General features: G+C 61.9%; 11 protein-coding genes. 8 read left to right on the forward strand and 3 right to left on the reverse strand.

The features are described 5' to 3' along the window. Window positions 1-7: 7 nt before the first annotated feature. Window positions 8-1,627, reverse strand: a complete 1,620-nt coding sequence (locus tag IT763_RS20235) for an ABC-F family ATP-binding cassette domain-containing protein (protein WP_206194961.1) — start codon at window positions 1,625-1,627, stop codon at window positions 8-10. A 424-nt stretch (window positions 1,628-2,051) separates the two neighbouring features. Between IT763_RS20235 and IT763_RS20240 the strand changes: the two genes are divergently transcribed. Then, window positions 2,052-4,073, forward strand: a complete 2,022-nt coding sequence (locus IT763_RS20240; RefSeq protein ID WP_033639320.1) for an FAD-dependent oxidoreductase — start codon at window positions 2,052-2,054, stop codon at window positions 4,071-4,073. 194 nt (window positions 4,074-4,267) lie between these two features. Here the strand turns inward: IT763_RS20240 and rlmG are convergent, their stop codons facing one another. Then, window positions 4,268-5,407, reverse strand: a complete 1,140-nt coding sequence (gene rlmG, locus IT763_RS20245) for a 23S rRNA (guanine(1835)-N(2))-methyltransferase RlmG (RefSeq protein ID WP_016930173.1) — start codon at window positions 5,405-5,407, stop codon at window positions 4,268-4,270. A 230-nt stretch (window positions 5,408-5,637) separates the two neighbouring features. Between rlmG and IT763_RS20250 the strand changes: the two genes are divergently transcribed. The 7 genes from IT763_RS20250 (at window position 5,638) to sstT (ending at window position 11,253) form a co-directional block, all read left to right on the forward strand. Next, window positions 5,638-5,928 carry a type II toxin-antitoxin system RelE/ParE family toxin gene (locus IT763_RS20250; protein ID WP_016930174.1) on the forward strand — a complete coding sequence of 97 codons (291 nt, stop codon included), beginning with the start codon at window positions 5,638-5,640 and terminating at the stop codon, window positions 5,926-5,928. Between the two features lie 14 nt (window positions 5,929-5,942). Beyond that, complete coding sequence (locus tag IT763_RS20255) at window positions 5,943-6,266, forward strand: HigA family addiction module antitoxin (protein ID WP_016930175.1); 324 nt, start codon at window positions 5,943-5,945, stop codon at window positions 6,264-6,266. Continuing rightward, a complete protein-coding gene (locus IT763_RS20260; protein ID WP_206194962.1) occupies window positions 6,259-6,771 on the forward strand; it encodes a M48 family metallopeptidase in 513 nt (170 codons plus the stop codon). Before IT763_RS20255 ends, IT763_RS20260 begins: the two co-directional genes overlap by 8 nt. Before the next feature lie 49 nt (window positions 6,772-6,820). Then, complete coding sequence (locus IT763_RS20265) at window positions 6,821-7,801, forward strand: Gfo/Idh/MocA family protein (protein ID WP_143778467.1); 981 nt, start codon at window positions 6,821-6,823, stop codon at window positions 7,799-7,801. Window position 7,802: 1 nt separating this feature from the next. Continuing rightward, entirely contained in the window at window positions 7,803-8,534 is a 732-nt protein-coding gene (locus IT763_RS20270; protein WP_206194963.1) for a glutamine amidotransferase, read from the forward strand. A gap of 252 nt (window positions 8,535-8,786) precedes the next feature. Further along, window positions 8,787-9,755, forward strand: coding sequence for a TerC family protein (locus IT763_RS20275; protein ID WP_016930179.1), 969 nt, complete (start codon window positions 8,787-8,789; stop codon window positions 9,753-9,755). A 262-nt stretch (window positions 9,756-10,017) separates the two neighbouring features. Then, window positions 10,018-11,253: a serine/threonine transporter SstT gene (gene sstT / locus IT763_RS20280; protein ID WP_049299890.1), complete on the forward strand. Its 1,236-nt coding sequence runs from the start codon at window positions 10,018-10,020 to the stop codon at window positions 11,251-11,253. A gap of 53 nt (window positions 11,254-11,306) precedes the next feature. On the opposite strand, the gene IT763_RS20285 is transcribed toward sstT, so the two are convergent. Further along, on the reverse strand, window positions 11,307-12,794 hold the full coding sequence (locus IT763_RS20285; protein WP_049299891.1) for a UxaA family hydrolase: 1,488 nt from the start codon (window positions 12,792-12,794) through the stop codon (window positions 11,307-11,309). Window positions 12,795-12,812 lie beyond the last annotated feature (18 nt).

The following is a 12,812-nucleotide window of genomic DNA, read 5'->3' on the forward strand; positions in this document are numbered from 1 at the left end:
GCCTGCCTCACCAGGCCTGAAACCGCCAGCCGTCCGCCTGTCGGTACAGGCGGTGCGTGGGCCGCAACGCCTGCAGGAAGTCTTCGTCGTGCGACACCACCAGCATCGCGCCGGGGAAATCCGCCAGCGCGGTTTCGATCGCCAGCGACGACGCCAGATCCAGGTGGTTGGTCGGCTCGTCGAGCAACAGCAGCTGCGCCGGTTGTCGCCGCCAGAGCGCACAGGCCAGCGCCGCCTTCAGCCGTTCTCCGCCGCTCAGCGAGCCCAGCGGCAACGCGATGCGATCCGCGCCAAGCTGCAGCTGCGCCAGCCGGGTGCGCAACGCCCCTTCCGCCAACGGCGAATCCTGCAGCCCCAGATGTTCCATTACTGACAGGCCCGGATCGAGCTGCGACAGGGTTTGATCGAGGTAGGCCGTCGACAGCGGGCAATGACAATGGCCGGAAAGCGCCGCCAACTGACCGAGAACGGTCTTCAGCAAGGTGGATTTGCCGCAGCCGTTGGGGCCGGTCAACGCCACGCGCATCGGACCGTCGATCCGCAAATCCAGCGGCGGCGCGCTGACGAACGGCAACTGCAGCCGCTCGAGCACCAGCACCTGCTTGTTTGCGTTCACTTCACTGCCGGGCAGCGCCAGCAACACCGGCTGTTCTTCTTCCACCCGCTGGTAGGCTTCGCGCACCGCCGCATCGAGGCTGTCGCGCCGATCCTGATGCTGTTTGCGCAGCGTGCCGAGGCTCTCCTTCGCCGCCGACTTGTAGGCCACCCGTTCGAAAGAGGCGATATTCAGCGTATCGACGACGCGCAGCGTTTGCGCCGAGCGCCGCTGGCTCATGTCGTGCTCTTTCTGTTGGCGGGCGCGGGTGCGGCGGCGCTCCTCGCGCGCATGCTCCAGATCGGCGCGCGCCGCCTGCTGCTCCGTATCGCGCTGGCGCCGGTAGTCATCATAGTTGCCGCCGTAGCTGCGCAGCGCGCCGGGCGTCAGTTCGACGATGCGCTCCATGCGCGCCAGCAGCTGCCGGTCATGGCTGGCGATCAGCAACCCGCCCCGCCACTGATCCAGCTGTTGATACAGCCAGGCGCGCCCGGCGCTGTCGAGGTGGTTGGTCGGTTCATCCAGCAGCAGAAAATCCGCCTCGCCCAGCAAGGCGCCGCACAGGGCCGCGCGCATCCGCTCGCCGCCGCTCAGCGAACTGGCGGATCGCAACGGATCGAAGGCCGGCAGCCCGGCAGCGGCAAAGGCGTTTTGCAGGCGATCGTGGAGATCCCAGCGCCCTTCCAGACGATCGATATCGTCCACCAGCGGCCGCCCCTGCTCGAGACGCGCCAGCGCGGCGAACGCCTCACCATAGCCCAACAGCTGGGCCAGCGTGGTGTGCGGCGCGATCTCCGGTTGCTGTGCAACGTAAGCTACTGTGGCATGAGATTCGATGTGCCCGTTGCCCGGTTGATCCAGCCCGGCGATCAGGCGCAGCAGCTGGGTTTTGCCGACGCCGTTGCGCCCCACCAGGCCGCAGCGCTGCCGGTCGAAAGCAAGATCCAGCGGGCCGAACAGCGTTTCGCCGTCAGCAAATTGGCAGGTCAGTTGATGTAAAACGAAATAAGGGGACTGCGCTGAATGAGCCATAAGCACTCCTGAATGAGATCAAAACATCCCCACGGGGCGCGAGAGCGCACAGCGTGGGACACGATATCAACAGGTGTGGGTGTTCATTTTCGGTAATGGCTCCGCAGAGAGAAGGAATTTGCAACGCGTAAAGGCTAACCGATCTTTTGTTCGTTATGCAAACAGAGTCTGAGATTCATGACATCTATCACATTCGGCGCAACGCAGATTCCCAAGCGGCGCGACAACGGCTAGATTTATCTCATCCGACCACTTGTGTTCACATAATAATAACAGATGCTCATCCCCAATCGCTTTCAACCTGCAGCTAGGCGGCAAGTTCGGGCGTTCCCAGGAGCTTACTCAAGTAAGTGACTGGGGCGAGCGAACGCAGGCAACAACGCTGCAGGTTGAAAGAGGCGGGGGATGAACGATGGAGAGTGCAATGAGCAATTACCCTCACCTGCTGGCGCCGCTGGATCTCGGCTTCACCACCCTGAAAAACCGGGTGCTGATGGGATCGATGCATACCGGCCTGGAAGAGCTGCCCGACGGCCCGCAGCGCCTGGCCGCGTTCTATGCCGAGCGCGCCGCCGCCGGCGTGGCGCTGATCGTCACCGGCGGCATTGCCCCGAACGAACAGGGCGTGGTGTTTCGCGGCGGTTCGATCCTCAACAGCGAGGCGCAATTGCCTCACCACCGCCCGGTAACCGAGGCCGTCCACCGGGCGGGCGGCAAAATTGCGCTGCAGATCCTGCACACCGGCCGCTACAGCTATCAACCCAAGCTGGTGGCCCCTTCCGCGCTGCAGGCGCCAATCAACCCGTTTACGCCGAGCGCCCTGAGTGAAGCGGAGATCGCGCAGACCATCGCCGACTTCGCCCGCTGCGCGGCGCTGGCGCAGCAGGCCGGCTACGACGGCGTTGAAGTGATGGGTTCCGAAGGCTACCTGATCAACCAATTCTTGACGACGCGCACCAACCAGCGCGACGACCAATGGGGCGGCAGCTTCACCAACCGCATGCGGTTCGCCGTCGAGACCGTCAGGGCGGTACGCCAGGCCGTGGGCCCGGAATTCATTCTGATCTACCGGCTGTCGATGCTTGATCTGGTGGAAGACGGCTCCAGTTGGGAGGAGATCGAGCAGCTGGCGCTGGCGATCGAACAGGCGGGCGCCACGATCATCAATACCGGCATCGGCTGGCACGAAGCACGTATTCCGACCATCGCCACCATGGTGCCGCGCGCCGGATTCAGCTGGGTGACCCGCAAGCTGATGGGCAAGGTCAGCATCCCGCTGATCACCACCAACCGCATCAACGATCCGGCGGTGGCCGAGCAGGTGCTGGCGGACGGCTGCGCCGATATGGTGTCGATGGCGCGCCCGTTCCTCGCCGACGCCGCCTTTGTGCAGAAAGCCGCCGAGGGGCGCGCCGACGAGATCAATACCTGCATCGGTTGCAACCAGGCCTGTCTCGACCAGATCTTTGAAGGCAAGCTGACTTCCTGTCTGGTCAACCCGCGCGCCTGCCGTGAAACCGAAATGCCGCTGACGATGGCGGAAAAACCGAAAAAACTGGCGGTGGTCGGCGCCGGCCCCGCCGGGCTGGCGTTTGCCACCACCGCCGCCAGCCGCGGCCATCGGGTGACGCTGTTCGACGCCGCCGAGCAGATCGGCGGCCAGTTCAACATCGCCAAGCAGATCCCCGGCAAGGAAGAATTCCATGAAACCCTGCGTTACTTCCGCCGCCAGCTGGCGCTGCGTGAAGTGACGGTCAGGCTGGGCGTCAAGGTCGAAGCGGCGGATTTAAGCGAATTCGATGAGGTGATCCTCGCCTGCGGCATCGTGCCGCGCACCCCGGATATTCCCGGCATCGGGCACGCCAAGGTGCTGAGCTATCTGGACGTGCTGCGCGATAAAAAACCGGTCGGCCAGCGGGTGGCGATCGTCGGCGCCGGCGGCATCGGCTTCGATACCGCCGAGTACCTCAGCCAGCACGGCGTGTCCAGCAGCCTGGATCAGGCGGAATTCAATCGCGAATGGGGCATCGACGGGCGCCTTGAGCAGCGCGGCGGGCTGGCGGAGCAAGGGCCGCAGGCGCCGCGCGCCGCCCGGCAGATCTACCTGTTGCAACGCAAAACCAGCAAAGTGGGCGAAGGCCTGGGGAAAACCACCGGTTGGATCCACCGCGCCAGCCTGGCGATGCGCGGCGTGAAGATGCTCAACAGCGTCAGCTATCGGCTGATCGACGACGAAGGGCTGCACATCACCCGCGCCGAGCAAGACAGCTGCCTGCCGGTGGACACGGTGGTCATTTGCGCCGGGCAGGAACCGCGCCGCGAACTGCAGCAGCCGCTGCTGGCAATGGGAAAAACCGTGCACCTGATCGGCGGCGCCGACGTGGCCGCCGAGCTGGACGCCCGCCGCGCGATCGATCAGGGCACGCGGTTGGCGATGACGCTATAAAAAAGGGACGCCCGGCGCCCCTGATATTGATGACAAACCTCATCCCCATGCCGGGTTGGCAGAGAGCAGCGAAAAGAAAACAAGGAAAATCAATTTATTGATTTTCGGCTGATAACCACAAAGGGGGAAAAACCACGCTTTTTCCTCCTTTGTCTGCAGACTGAGGGGCGCCCGGCGCCCCTTGTTATTCACGCTCAGCGACGCGCGCCGGATTTCACCGCTCGAAGGATCACGAACTTCTTGTTCGAGGCCACCAGCGTGCAGTTGCCGAACAGGCGCTTGAGTTTCTGATGGTAGTCGAGGTGACGGTTGCCGACGATGCGCAATTCGCCGCCCACCTGCAGGCAGCGCTTGGCGTCGCAGAACATCTGCCAGGCGGTGTGATCGGTAATGGCGTGTTGCTGGTGGAACGGCGGGTTGCAGAGCACCGCCTGCACGCTTTCGCGCTCGATGCCCGCCAGCGCGTTGTTCACCTCAAACTGACAGCGATCCAGCTCTTGCGGCAGGTTGTGCTCCACGTTCAGCTCGCTGGAGGCCACCGCCATGTAAGATTCATCGACAAAGGTCACCTGCGCTTCCGGGTTTTGCGCCAGCGCCGTCAAACCAATCACGCCGTTGCCGCAGCCCAGATCGACGATATGGCCGTTCAAGCCGCGCGGCAGATGCTCCATAAACAGGCGCGCGCCGATATCCAGGCTGCCGCGCGAGAAGACGTTGGCGTGGTTGTGGATCAGCCAATCGGTGCCGTCCAGCGTCCAGTTGGTGGTTTCCGCTGCCGCCGGCGGAACGATGTCCGCCGCCTGGCAGAAGATCAGGCGCGCCTTCTTCCACGCCAGGCTGGTACGCGTTGGGCCCAGCACTTTTTCAAACAGCTGCATCGTCGAGGTGTGCACGTCGCGCGCTTTGGCGCCGGCAACGATCAGCGTGTCTTCGGTCACGACGTGGCGCAGCGCGCGCAACTGCTGTTCCAGCAGCGCCAGCGCTTTCGGCACGCGAATCAGCACCACCGCCGGCGCCGCCGGCAGCTCGGCCAGGCTGTCCAGCAGCGTGACCTGCTCGGGATCCAGACCGTTGAGCTTGAGGTTGTGGCGCGTCGCCAGCTGGCTCATGTACGAGTCGCTGACGCTGTAAGGGCGATGCGCGTGCAACGCACAGGCCAGGGTGCCGAAGTTATCGTTGAAAATCAGCACCGGGCGGCCGCCGATATCTACGTTTTCAAGCTGTTGCAGCAGATATTCGTCCGCCGCTTCCCACGCCTGCAGTTGGGTGGATTCTTCCTGTTGGGGATAACGCTCCAGCTCAAGTTGCTGTGTTCCCAGATCGAGTTGGCTCATTGCCCCTCCTGACTGATAAAATTTGGGCTGTTTATCCCCTAAAAACGCCCGTCAGTAAAATGTTTTTTCGGATAAATTGCGTATTGCGCCGCGTATCTGAAAACCCGTGCCCCTTTTCTCCTTTAACAACATTAACCTTTCCCTCCCGAGCACCCATGTCGACGTTTTTTTAACCTGACGGGGTGTAACTTTAAATGTTACACTGGCAGTCCCTATGGAAGGGGGAAAGCATGATTAAATCTTTCCGCGATCGCTATCTGGAGCAGTTCTATCTGGAAGGCAGGCGCAGCCGTCTGATCCCCGGCGCGCTTGAGCGACAGTTGGCCAGAAAACTCGATATGTTGGCCGCCGCGCAGCAAGAGCGTGATTTGCATCACCCCACGGGTAACTATTACAAGCGGCTATCCGGACCATTTCAGGGATGGTCAAGTCTGCGCGTCAATATGCACTGGCGGCTGATGTTTCAGTGGCGGCATGATGCCGCTGAAAAAATTTACCTCGATCCTCATCAAGATACCTGAACGAGGGGGTACCTATGTTGGAAACCACGACTCGCGAACCCACCACGGTGGGAGAAGTGCTGCAGGAAGAATATTTAACGCCGCTAGGCATCGGCCAGGAGGAACTGGCAAAGGTATTGGGCGTCACCCGCGCCACCGTCAATCGCCTGTGCAACGGGCATCGACGCATGAGCGTTGCCGAGGCCAATCTGTTTGCCGATCTGTTCGAAACGACCGCTGACTTTTGGCTAAACCTGCAGGCGGCGCACGATCGCTGGGAAGCCAGACAGGCCGATGCGCAGCGTGTGCGGCTGCGGCCGATCAAAGAAATACTGAGGCGCAATATCACTCATGCATGACATCGAACTCGCCTACCTGCAAGGCTACCCAACGCATCTGCAAAGCCAGGTGCAGCAACTGATCCATCAGAATCGGCTGGGGGAAGTGCTGCTGCAGCGCTATCCGCAGGTGCACGACTGCACCACCGACAAATCGCTGTATCAGTTTACCGTCGATCTGAAAAACCAGTATCTGCGCAACGCCCAGCCGCTGAGCAAGGTGGCCTACGACAGCAAGATCCACGTCATGAAACATGCGCTGGGCCTGCACACCGCCATCTCGCGCGTGCAGGGCGGCAAGCTGAAGGCCAAGGCGGAAATCCGCGTGGCGACGGTGTTCAAGGTCGCGCCCGAGCCGTTCCTGCGCATGATCGTGGTGCATGAGCTGGCGCATCTGAAAGAGAAAGATCATAACAAGGCGTTCTACAGCCTGTGCTGCCATATGGAGCCGGATTACCACCAGCTGGAGTTCGATACCCGGCTGTATCTGACGCACCTTTCGCTGTTCGGCGAGCTGTATGCATAGCGACTGAGGGCGTGATAATCTGCGGTTTTAGGCTGGACCGGAGCTCGCTATGATTCGCTTTGCCGTTGTCGGCACCAACTGGATTACGGAACGTTTTATCGATGCCGCCCATGAAAGCGGCAAACTCAAGTTGAGCGCCGTGTATTCACGCTCCCTGGAACAGGCGCAGGCGTTTGGCGCCAACTATCAGGTCACGCAGTTTTTCGACTCGCTCGAGACCATGGCCCAGTCCGATGCCATAGACGCGGTGTATATCGCCAGCCCCAACTCCCTGCACTGCCCGCAATCGCTGCTGTTCCTGCGCCATAAAAAGCATGTGATCTGCGAAAAACCGCTGGCCTCCAACCAGCGCGAAGCGGAACAGGTGGTAGCCTGCGCGCGGGAAAACCAGGTGGTGCTGTTCGAGGCGTTCAAAAGCGCCTATCTGCCGAATTTTCTGGCGCTGCAACTGGCATTGCCGAAAATCGGCCGGCTGCGCAAAGCCTTCATCAACTATTGCCAATACTCTTCGCGCTACCCGCGCTACCTGGCCGGCGAGAACCCCAACACGTTTAATCTGCAGTTCTCCAACGGCTCGATCATGGACATCGGCTACTACTGCCTGGCCAGCGCGGTGGCGCTGTTCGGCGCGCCGCAGTCGGTGCTCGCCAGCGCCACGCTGCTCGATACCGGAGTGGACGCCCACGGCACCGTCTGCCTGAACTACGGCGATTTCGACGTCACGCTTTCCCATTCCAAGGTCAGCGACTCGGCGATCCCCAGCGAGATCCAGGGAGAAGAAGGCACGCTGATTATCGACAAAATCTCCGAGTGCCAGGGCGTGGCGCTGACGCCGCGCGGCGGCAACCGCCAGGATCTGAGCCAGCCGCAGCACATCAACACCATGCTGTATGAGGCGCTGGCCTTCGCCGAGTTGGTTGAGAAGCGTCAGGTGGAACATCCGGGGCTGGAGAATTCGCTGATCGTCGCCCGCCTGCTGACCGATATCCGCCGCCAGACCGGCGTCGTCTTCCCCGCCGACGGAGAATGAGATGAAACCGCTGCTCGTGATGCAAACCGGCGACGCGCCGCAGGCCATTCGTCAGGAATTGGCAAACTTTGAAGGCATGTTCCTGCAACAGGGCAATATCGATGCCGAACGCGCGCACATCGTGCATCTGCCCGCCGGCGAACGGCCGTTGCCGCCGGCCGCCTATTGCGGCGTGGTCATCACCGGCTCGCCGGCGATGGTGACCGAACGACTGCCGTGGAGCGAGGAGGCCGCCGAATGGCTGCGTCAGGCGATGGCGATCACACTGCCGCTGTTCGGCGTCTGCTACGGCCATCAGCTGTTGGCCTACGCGCTCGGCGGCGAAGTGGGTTACCACCCGCAGGGCATGGAAGTCGGCACGCTGGAGATCGAACTGCTGCCCGCCGCGGCCGACGATCGGCGGCTCACTCTGCTGCCGCCGCGCTTCAAGGCCAACCTGATCCACTCGCAGAGCGTGCTCACGCCGCCCGCCGGCGCGCAGACGCTGGCGCGTTCGCAGCAGGACGCGCACCAGATCCTGCGCTATGGCGATCATGCCCTGACCACCCAGTTCCACCCGGAATTCAACGGCGCGGTGATGAGCCAGTATCTGCAGTGGCTCGGCCAGCTGCATCCCGAGCAGCAAGCCCGCTACCACCAGCAACAACAACAGGTTAGCGACACGCCGTTCAGCCGCCTGCTGCTGCAGGGATTCGTCGTCAGCCTCGGTGCGCAAAAAGCGATGGCCGGCTAACGCGATTCACGTTGACCGCCGACACATTTTGCATTACTTTCTGCTCTGCAAAGGGGAGTAACTTCATTGCCGGTCAATCGTCATTACGATGCGCAAGCATCCGGTTACCGGGCAACCTGATGTCAAAGGTGTAACCACCTTCATCAACGTTGTAAGTGAGACCTTGCCGGAAGGCGAGGTTTGCTTGCAGCGTTCACAGAGCGGCTGGCGTCTTCCGACGTTGGCCGTTTTTGTTTTTGAAGGATACCTCTGATGATGAATTCCGTTGGCACACCGTGGTTATGGGGCAGCTTCGCCGCCGTCATAGTCGTGATGCTCGCAATCGATCTCCTGTTGCAGGGCCGTAAAGGCGCGCACACCATGACTATGAAGCAGGCCGCCAGTTGGTCGCTGGTGTGGGTCAGCCTCTCCCTGCTGTTCAACTTCGGTTTCTGGTACTACCTGAATGAAACCGCCGGGCGCGCCGTCGCCGATACCCAGGCGCTGGCCTTCCTGACCGGTTACCTGATCGAAAAAGCGCTGGCGGTGGATAATGTGTTCGTCTGGCTGATGCTGTTCAGCTACTTCGCCGTGCCGGCCAACCTGCAACGGCGGGTGCTGATCTACGGCGTGCTGGGCGCAATCGTGCTGCGCACCATCATGATCTTCGCCGGCAGCTGGCTGGTCAGCCAGTTCCAGTGGCTGCTGTATCTGTTCGGCGCTTTCCTGCTGTTCACCGGTATTAAAATGGCGCTGGCGAAGGAAGATGACTCGGCGATCGGCGACAAACCGCTGGTGAAATGGCTGCGCAGCCGCTTGCGCATGACCGACAGCCTGGAAGGCGAGCGTTTCTTCGTGCGCCGCAACGGCATCCTGTTCGCCACCCCGCTGGTGCTGGTGCTGATCCTGGTGGAACTGAGCGACGTGATTTTCGCGGTGGACAGCATTCCGGCGATCTTCGCCGTGACCACCGATCCGTTCATCGTCCTGACCTCTAACCTGTTCGCCATCATGGGTCTGCGCGCCATGTACTTCCTGCTGGCCAACGTGGCGGAACGTTTCTCGATGCTGAAATACGGCCTGTCGGTGATCCTGGTGTTTATCGGTATCAAGATGCTGATTATCGACTTCTTCCACATCCCGATCGGCATATCGCTCGGCGTGGTGGCGGGCATCCTGACGCTCACCTTGCTGATCAACGCCTGGGTCAATCGCCGCAACGATCGCCTGGCGAAGAAATAACCATAATCTGTTATCCGGGGCGCTAGCCGCCCCGCGATTGTTTGGCAATTCCCCCAAAACGCCAAACGTTATTGCGATCACACAAATGTAACCAGTATGTTATCAAGTGTTGATCCGCGCTCAGAATTTCACCCTCGCCTCTTTCCAACCTCATTCGATTGCTGAATACTGATTCGGCAAACACACTTAGTTACAGAATCATATAAAGCTGCCCGGCGTCGTTCCCGCCGCGGCGGCCAGATAACATCAGGAAGAAAGCACTATGCAAAAACTACTACAAAAGATCACGCAGGGCAGCCTGGTCAAACAAATCATGGCCGGCCTGGTGGCCGGCATTCTGGTGGCGCTGGTTTCGCCGGCGGCCGCGGCGGCGGTCGGCCTGCTCGGTTCCCTGTTCGTCGGCGCGCTGAAAGCGGTGGCGCCGGTGCTGGTGCTGATTCTGGTGATGGCCTCGATCGCCAACCATAAACAGGGGCAGAAAACCAACATTCGCCCGATCCTGTTCCTCTACCTGCTGGGCACCTTCGCCGCAGCGCTGGTGGCGGTCGTCGTCAGCTTTATCTTCCCTTCCACGCTGGCGCTGACCACCGGCGCGACCGACATTACCCCGCCGGGCGGCATTGTGGAGGTGATGAAGGGCCTGTTGATGAGCGTGGTGGCCAACCCGTTCCATGCGCTGATTAACGCCAACTACATCGGTATTCTGGCGTGGGCCGTCGGGCTGGGGCTGGCGCTGCGCCACGCTTCCGAGACCACCAAGGGGCTGATCAACGACATGTCCCATGCGGTCACGCTGGTGGTGCGCGCGGTGATCCGCTGTGCGCCGCTCGGCATCTTCGGCCTGGTGGCCTCCACGCTGGCGGAAACCGGCTTCGGCGTGCTGTGGGGCTACGCCCAGCTGCTGATGGTGCTGCTCGGCTGTATGCTGCTGGTGGCGCTGGTGCTCAACCCGCTGATCGTTTACTGGAAGATCCGCCGCAATCCGTATCCGCTGGTGTTCGCCTGCCTGCGCGAGAGCGGCGTGACCGCCTTCTTCACCCGCAGCTCGGCCGCCAACATCCCGGTAAACATGGAGCTGTGCAAGAAGCTGAACCTGAATGAGGACACCTACTCGGTTTCCATTCCGCTGGGCGCCACCATCAACATGGCCGGCGCGGCGATCACCATCACCGTGCTGACGCTGGCGGCGGTAAACACGCTGGGCATCGCGGTAGACGTCCCGACCGCCCTGTTGCTGAGCGTGGTGGCCGCCCTCTGCGCCTGCGGCGCCTCCGGCGTGGCCGGCGGCTCGCTGCTGCTGATCCCGCTGGCGTGCAACATGTTCGGCATTCCGAACGACGTGGCGATGCAGGTGGTGGCGGTCGGCTTTATCATCGGCGTGCTGCAGGATTCGGCGGAAACCGCCCTCAACTCCTCCACCGACGTGCTGTTCACCGCCGCGGCCTGCCAGGCGGAAGACCAGCGGCTGGCGAACGAAGACCCGCTGAAGGTGCGTTAACCCCGCCTTGCCTCATCAAAAAGGCGCTCCCTCGAGCGCCTTTTTTATCAGCCTTACAGCGTCACCCCGCTTTTAAATATCGCCAGCTCGCGGAAGTCGTTGGTTTCATTACGCGCCGGACGCCCGTTGGCGATCTCGACAATCAGGTCGATGAAGCGGCTGAGCAACGTCTCCATCGCCACGCCGTGAACCAGGCCGCCGGCGTCGAAATCGATCCAGTGCGGTTTCTTCGCCGCCAGCTCGCTGTTGGTCGCCAGCTTCACCGTCGGCACAAAGCCGCCGTACGGCGTGCCGCGCCCGGTGCTGAACAGCACCATATGACAGCCGGCGCCGGCCAGCGCGCTGGTCGCCACCGCATCGTTGCCCGGCGCGCTGAGCAGATTCAGCCCCGGCACGCGCAGCCGCTCGCCGTATTTCAACACGTCCACCACCTGGCTTAGCCCCGCCTTTTGGGTGCAGCCAAGCGACTTCTCCTCCAGCGTGGTGATGCCACCGGCCTTGTTGCCCGGCGACGGATTCTCATAAATCGGCTGCTGATGGGCAATGAAATAGCGTTTGAAATCGTTGATCATGTCGACGGTTTTGCCGAAGGTCTCCCCATCGCGACAGCGGCTCATCAGAATGCGCTCGGCGCCGAACATCTCCGGCACTTCGGTCAGCACCGTGGTGCCGCCGTTGGCGATCGCATAATCGGAGAACCGCCCCAGCAGCGGGTTGGCGGTGATACCCGACAATCCGTCCGAACCGCCGCACTCCAGGCCGAACTTCAGCTCGCTCAGGCGGCCCGGCTCGCGGCGATCGTGGCGCATCTCCCGGTACAGCTCGTGCAACAGCGCCAGCCCGGCTTCCACTTCGTCGTCCTGTTGTTGGCACACCATAAAGCGCAGCCGCCGCTCGTCCTCTATCCCCAACGTGGCGCGAAAGGCATCCACCTGATTGTTCTCGCAACCCAGCCCGATCACCAGCACCGCGCCGGCGTTGGGGTGGCGCGCCATGTTTTGCAGCATGATGCGAGTATTGGCATGATCCTGCCCAAGCTGCGAGCAGCCGAACGGATGGCTGAACAGGTGAACGCCGTCGATCCCGTCCGCCTGCGTTTGCTGCAAAAAGCGCTGTTGGATCTGACGGGCGATGCCGTTGACGCAGCCGACGGTCGGCACGATCCACAGCTCGTTGCGGATCCCCACTTCGCCGCCGGCCCGGCGGTACAGCAGCACCTCGCGATCCGCCGCCTGCGGCGGCAACGTCGGGAACTGCGGCTGGTAACGGTAGCTGTCCAGATCGCTCAGGTTGGTTTTGACGTTTTGCGAATGAATGTGCTCCCCAGGCGCAATGGCCGCGAGCGCATGGCCGATCGGCTGGCCGTATTTGATGATGTCTTCGCCCTCGGCGATTGGGCCGAGCGCAAATTTGTGCCCGCGCGCCACCGGCTGCGCCAGTTGGATGACCGCGCCTTCCAGCTCAACGCACTCTCCGGCAGCCAGATCGCGCAGCGCCACCGCCACGTTATCCTGCTCATGAATCTTTATCGTACTTTGCATAAACCGGTCCCGGATAAC

The organism is Serratia sp. CMO1 (assembly GCF_015689115.1).
GTDB lineage: Bacteria > Pseudomonadota > Gammaproteobacteria > Enterobacterales > Enterobacteriaceae > Serratia > Serratia marcescens.